General features: G+C 62.4%; 4 protein-coding genes. 2 read left to right on the top strand and 2 right to left on the bottom strand.

All coding sequences use genetic code 11. The features are described 5' to 3' along the window. Window positions 1–315: 315 nt before the first annotated feature. Both ACYVDE_RS15120 and ACYVDE_RS15115 read right to left on the bottom strand, forming a co-directional pair. Window positions 316–438, bottom strand: coding sequence for a hypothetical protein (locus ACYVDE_RS15120; protein ID WP_460502373.1), 123 nt, complete (start codon window positions 436–438; stop codon window positions 316–318). A 95-nt stretch (window positions 439–533) separates the two neighbouring features. Beyond that, window positions 534–2,669 carry a sigma-54-dependent Fis family transcriptional regulator gene (locus tag ACYVDE_RS15115; protein WP_460502372.1) on the bottom strand — a complete coding sequence of 712 codons (2,136 nt, stop codon included), beginning with the start codon at window positions 2,667–2,669 and terminating at the stop codon, window positions 534–536. 280 nt (window positions 2,670–2,949) lie between these two features. On the opposite strand from ACYVDE_RS15115, the gene ACYVDE_RS15110 reads away from it, so the two are divergent. Together ACYVDE_RS15110 and ACYVDE_RS15105 are read left to right on the top strand one after the other, a co-directional pair. Further along, the gene (locus tag ACYVDE_RS15110; RefSeq protein ID WP_460502371.1) at window positions 2,950–4,314 is read left to right on the top strand and encodes a TolC family protein; all 1,365 of its coding nucleotides are present in this window, start codon (window positions 2,950–2,952) and stop codon (window positions 4,312–4,314) included. Between the two features lie 10 nt (window positions 4,315–4,324). Further along, window positions 4,325–4,573, top strand: a 249-nt coding sequence (locus ACYVDE_RS15105) for a universal stress protein (protein WP_460502370.1), incomplete at its 3' end; no start/stop codon positions are given.

Below are 4,573 nucleotides of genomic sequence, written 5' to 3'. Positions count from 1 at the left end.
CGCGGGCCGCGGGCAGCAGCGCCGGCAGGGCCAGGGCCAGCCACAGGGCCCGGCCACGCAATGCTTTTACTTGCTTAATCCCTTGCTTCATAGCACTAAGATAGGCGATGGATAAAGAACTTGTAGAGATGCGCCTACGCATTTTATCCGAAAACGTGACGCTCAGCCATTTTCTTTTAGCCGCCCACCCATGCTGCCCCACCCCTGCCCTAGCCCGATACCCGCGTCTCCGTGAGCCGCGATACAACTACTTCCAAAACGCAAAAATCCCGCAACACAGACTGTTGCGGGATTTTCAAGGATTTTTAGCAGTGGTTATTTCTGCTGCGTCTTCACGGTCTTGCCCGAGGGTTTGTCCTTGATTTCGGTTTCGTTTTTCTTTTCGTCGCGCTTGGTGGCGGGGTCGGTATGCTTGGGGGTGCTGACGGGCGTGGCCATATTACAGAAGCTATTGGTGAAAGAGTACGCTCGTGTACGGCAGCTGGCGCGGGGCGGCCCGGAAATGCCGGAATTTTATGCCCCCAGCCTCCGCCTCACCCCTCCACGCCCACCGTGCGCCGGATGCCCAGCTTTTTCATCCGCGCCTCCAGCGTTTTGGGGTTGATATCCAACAATAAAGCTGCGCCCTGTGCCCCACTCACCCGGCCGCCGGTGCGCTGCAGGGCGGCCAGGATGTGGTCGCGCTCCTGCTCTTTCAGCGTTTTGATGGGTGCGGCGGCCAACATCGGCGGTGCGGCCGGAGCGGCCAGCATCAGCGGGGCCCCGGCGAAGCCAGCGAATTCCAGGAATTGCCCCTGGCTCACGATAATAGATTGCTCAAGCACATGCTCCAGTTCGCGGATGTTGCCGGGCCAGCTGTAGGCTTGCAGGGCGGCCAAATCTGTCGGCCGCACCTGCCGGATGGGTTTGCCCAGCCGCTTGCTCAGGCGCTGCACAAAGTGGCGTAGCAGGGGCTCAATGTCTTCGCGGCGCTCGCGCAGCGGGGCCAGCTCAATGGGGAACACGTTGAGGCGGTAGTACAGGTCGGCCCGGAAGCGGCCGGCGGCTACCTCATCGGCCAGCACGCGGTTGGTGGCGGCAATCACACGGGCATCGGAGTGCAGCACTTTGGTGCCGCCCAGGCGCTCAAACTCCCGCTCCTGCAGCACGCGCAGCAGCTTGGCCTGCAAGTCGAGCGGCAGCTCGCCGATTTCATCGAGGAAAATACTGCCGCCGTTGGCCAGCTCAAACTTACCGATGCGCCGCTCTACCGCCCCGGTAAACGCGCCCTTTTCGTGCCCAAACAATTCACTCTCAATCAGCTGAGCCGGCAGGGCGGCGCAGTTGAGTTTAATGAGGGCGCGGGCGCGGCGCGGCGAGGCGTTGTGCAGCTCGCGGGCCACCAGTTCCTTGCCGGTCCCGGTTTCGCCCGAGATGAGTACCGTGGTATCGGTGGGGGCTACCAGGCCAATGCGCCGCTCGACCAGCTGCAGGGCCGGGCTGCTGCCGATGAAGGTGCCCGAGTCGGCGCCGAAGCGGGCCGAGGTGTTGATTTCGCCCACCAGGTAGGTGCGCTCCTCCTCCACCTGCGCTTTCAACTCCTCAATCTGCTCGAAGGCAAAGAGATTTTCGAGGGCCAGCGCAATCTGGGGCGCGAGCGTGAGCACGGTGGCCAAGTCTTCGGGGCGGAAGGCCGTGGGGTTGGGCGAGGCCAGCATGAGCACGGCCGCGCCGTCGGGCCGCTGCCAGATGGGGGCAATCAGCAAAGCGCGCGTGCCGTAGGCCTCGTACACGTGGCGCAGGAGCGGGTAGCGCTGGGCCTGGGCCCGGAAATCGTCGGCGGCGAAAAGGCCCGGCGTGCGCAGCAGCTCGTGCAGTTGCTGGTACATGGTGGCGGCATCGAGCTGGTTCAGGCCGTTCTGGCGGTTGGGGTCGAGAGCCAGCAGCGGGGCATCGGGCCCCTGCCCCAGGCGCGAAAATTCGGCAAAGCCCTCGAAGGGCTCCTGCCGCCCGGCCCGCTGCACCCGCAGCCCGAAATAATCGAACGGTATCATGTGGCTTAGGGCCTCGGCCACGGCCCGGAACAGGGGTTCGCGCTGCTTGATGCTGAGCAGCGCGTTGGTGATGTTGAGCTGCAGGGTGCGCTCCTGCTCGCGACGAGCTACCTCCTCGAAGGCTAGCGTGTTGGCCACGGCAATGGCAATGAGGGAGCCAATTTTTTCCAGCAGTATTTCGTCGGCGGCGGTGAAGGTGGGCGTGCGGCGCGAGGCCAGCGTCATGAACCCGGTGAGGCGGCCGGCAATGTGCAGCGGCACCGCCGTGAGGTGCCTGATGCCCAGGTTCGTCATCTTCTTATACGCCGCATATTCCGGATAATCAGCCAGGTACTGCTGCGGCGTGAACTGCTGCACGCGCGGGTCGGCCACCAGCTTTTCGAGCGGTGAGCCGGCGATGGGGCTGAAATTATCAGCCCCCGGGGGCAGCGGCGGGGCCTCGTCGACACCGTAGTAGTCGCGCAGAAACAGGCGCTTCTGCTGCACCGCCTCGTCGAACACGTTGATGCCGATGAGGTCGAACGGGAAAATCAGCCGCAGCTTGGTCGTTACCACCTTAAACAGCTGGTCTTTGTCGCGGATGGTGGCGATGGCCTCGTTGAGGTGCAGCAGCAGCGTTTCGTCGTTGGTGGGCATGTGGTGGGGGCGGTGGCCGGGTCGGTTTTCGCGGTCTGATTAGACCCGCTGCATCAGTGGTAACATTCCTATTTTCCTCAAATAGCAGGAATAAAATTACAGCAATTCCTGCTATTTAAGAAAAAATAGCGCGCTACTGATTTTTTATATATAGTAACAGTTCAACAAAACCTTATTTTAAATATCTAGTATCCAACAAGAACCTACGACAATTATTTTTTAACCGGGTGCTGGCACGTCTTTCGGTAAAGGCGGGGCACACTCAATGCCACTTGGCCTTATGCTTTCTCATCAACACCTCAAGGGTTTAGCGGGTTTGTCGCTGTTTGGCGGCCTGCTGCTGACCCGGCCGGCACTGGCGCAAAATCAGCCCAGCGTTCCTGCTGCTTCCCAGGCTATTGGCCTGGCCAGCGACTCCCTGACCCTCGGCGCCACGCTGCAAGCCGTGCTCGACGCCAACCCCAGCGTGACCAATCTCACCGAATTGGCCGCGGCTTCGGCCAGCCGTCTGAGCCAGACGCGCGCCGGCTTCCTGCCCCAGGTAACCGGCACGGCTACCTACACGCGCATCGACCCAGTGGTGAAACTGCCATTTGGCGGTGAAACCTTGCAGTTTGCGCCGAATAACAACTATGACTTCCACGTGACGGCGCAGTACCTGCTGTTTGACTTCGGCAAGAACGAGGCGACCGTGAAAGTGGCCGAGTCGCAGGTGCAAACGGCGCAGGACAACATCAATGTAGCCCGCCGCGACCTGGCCTTCAACGCCGCACAGGTATACTACAACATCCTGTTCATGCGCGAGAGCATTAAGGTGCAGGACCAGCAGATTGCTTCGCTGCAGGCGCACCGCAACGAGATGCAGAAGCGCGTGGAGGCCGGCGTGAGCACCCGCTTCGACGTGACGACCACCGACGTGCGCATCACCCAAGCCGAAAACACCAAGCTCGACCTGCAAAACCAGCTGCGCAACCAGCAGGTGCAGCTGGCCCGCCTACTGCACAAGCCCTCGACGGCCGACGTGCCGGTGAAGGGCCGCCTGAGCTACGAGCCCCAGCCGGTAGACTTGGAAGCCGAAATCACGAAGGCCAGCAACAACCGCCCCGAAGTGAAGCTGGCCCGCGACGCCGAAAACACGGCCGCGCTGCAGGCCCGCCTCATCGAGAAAAGCAACATGCCCAGCCTCGGCGCGGGCGTGCAGGCCGGCGGCAAAAACGGCTACATTCTGCCCGATATCAACCGCATTCGCTTCAACACGGTAGGCGTGCTGCAGCTGTCGGTACCGATTTACGACGGCAACAAGAACAAGAAGCAGCGCGTGGAGGCCGAGGCCAACGCCCGCGCCGCCGTGGCCCGCACCGCCGACACGCAGGAGCAAATTCGCTCCGACGTGCGCCAAGCCGTGAACAACATGGAATTCAGCCAGTCGCGCCACGCCAACGCCCAGCAGCAGGTAGCCCAGGCCACCGAGGCATTAAGCAAAGCCCGCGACCGCTACCGCTACGGCGTGGGCCAGAACCTCGACGTGCTCGACGCCGAAACCCAGCTCGCCCAGGCCCGCCTGGCCCTGGTGCAGGCCGAATACAACTACACGCTGGGCCAGTACCAGCTGCGCCGCGCCACCGGCGAGCAGATTTGGCAATAGGCTTTAGGGCATGAGGGTAAGAGGGTATGGGGACAGGAGTTTTTTCTTCGACTCCAAGGCCCATCAACCACCCCCTCCCCCTCCTACCCCCACACCCTCCTACCCTAAAAAAATGACCATCCTTTGTCCGCTCGATTTCTCGGCCGCTTCGGCTAGCCTGGTGGCTTACGCGGCGGCACTGGCCGTGGCGTATGGGGCCGAGCTGCGGCTGCTGCACGTGTGCGAGCCGCAGGAGGACCCGGCCGGCCAGCGGCCCGAT

It is taken from the genome of Hymenobacter agri, assembly GCF_054778495.1.
This window is presented reverse-complemented; position numbering and strand designations above follow the sequence as displayed.